This window comes from Sphingobium estronivorans (assembly GCF_008692605.1).
Classification (GTDB): Bacteria; Pseudomonadota; Alphaproteobacteria; order Sphingomonadales; family Sphingomonadaceae; genus Sphingobium; species Sphingobium estronivorans.
On the sequence record NZ_LFCT01000060.1, the window covers coordinates 1 to 1,516 of the forward strand.

The window sequence follows — 1,516 nt, forward strand, 5'->3', positions numbered from 1 at the left end:
CTGCCGGATGCGCTCCGCCACGATCTGCGCTGAAGCGGAAGGCTACGGCAGGCGGGCTCATGTCACCGCTTGAACGATCATCGCGCAGATACACCCAGAAGTGCCCGGTCCGGCTGCCGTCACCATTGCCCAACAAGGTGACCGGCGTGTCGTCCCCATGGATTTTGGCGGCTTCCCGGATATAGGCGAACAACCGCTCGCCCAGCGGCGCCAGCAGCCATGCCAGTTTTCGCGCCCAGCGGCTCATCACATCCCGATCAATGTGAAGCCCAACGCGGCGGAAGATTACCGACTGCCGATGCCAGGGCTGGTGATCGACAAAGCGGCTGACGACGAGGTGGGCCAGCAGGGCGCTGCTCGCCATCACCTTGGGCAGCGGCAGATCGACGGCGGGCGCCTGGCGGATCTGTTCGCAGGACCGGCACACCAGCCTGGGCCGGACATGGCGGATGACGCGGAAGCGCGCCGGGACATAATCGAGGACCTCAGTGACGGCCTCGTCGATCTGGACTGACGGTCCGTTACAACCGCCACTGCATGGGCTGGGCTGATGATCGACGGTCTGACGCGGGAAGTGCGCCGGAAGCGGAACGCGGCTGCCAGGTTTGCGGGCCGATTTTGCTACCGGGGCGGCCGGCACCTCATCGTTGGCGGGTTCCGGTGCCTCGACCTCCTCGAACATCAGCCGCAGCTGGGCGATATCCATTTTCTCGGAGCTGCGGCCGAACTGGACGCGCAGCAGCCGCGCGACACGATGCTCGAGCTTTTCGATCCGCAAGGTCTGGGCTTTGACCGTGGCTTGCGCCGCCGTCAGTTCGGCCCGTTCCTGCTCGATGACATCGGCCATCTCCAGCAGCATTTTCTGCAGGAGGACAGGGTCTGTCGGGAGGCGATCAAGGGCGAACCGCATGGTCTCAACCATAGCGGAAGCCCACGGCAAAACCACCATAAAATGGCGGTTTTCCTGATCTTTTTGGCTATGCGAGCCTCGGCGTGATCACCTCGTCATGGACGATCGACTGCTTCCAGTTCAGCCCTTCGACGAGCATCGCAAGCTGGGCGGCCGACAGCCGGACCGCGCCCTCATGAGCGCGGGGCCACACGAACTTTCCGCGCTCAAGACGTTTCGCATACATGCAAAGCCCTGAGCCATCCCAAACCAAGGCCTTCAACCTGTCGCCCCTTTTCCCGCGGAACAGGAAGACCGCCCCCGAGAATGGATCAAGCTGGAGAATATTGCGGACCTGTGCCGACAGCCCGTCAAATCCCTTGCGCATGTCGCATGGCGCCAGCGACAGATAGATTTTCGTCGAAGGCGGGAAAGCCAGGCTCAATGATCCAGCTCCCGCAGGATATCGAGCACCTGTTTCAGGGCGGCCCGATCAACATCGCCATCAACCAACACCGTCAGGCCGCACCGCCCTCGAACCTCGATCCGCCCAGCTTCTCGAACTTTGGCCGACGGCGACGACGATGCCAGTTCGACAGGCGCGAAGCCTGCCATCGCTCCGCGGAG

At 63.2% G+C, this 1,516-nt stretch carries 3 protein-coding genes; all 3 read right to left on the minus strand.

Annotated elements, in window-relative coordinates; translation table 11 throughout:
* A partial coding sequence (locus tag F7P65_RS21800; protein ID WP_162854748.1) for an IS66 family transposase occupies nucleotides 1-910 on the minus strand: 910 nt, incomplete at its 3' end.
* Nucleotides 911-977: 67 nt separating this feature from the next.
* Entirely contained in the window at nucleotides 978-1,334 is a 357-nt protein-coding gene (tnpB, locus tag F7P65_RS21805) for an IS66 family insertion sequence element accessory protein TnpB (RefSeq protein ID WP_420853337.1), read from the minus strand.
* On the minus strand, nucleotides 1,331-1,516 hold a 186-nt coding region (locus F7P65_RS22145; RefSeq protein ID WP_205452227.1), incomplete at its 5' end, for a hypothetical protein. The genes F7P65_RS22145 and tnpB, both read right to left, overlap by 4 nt.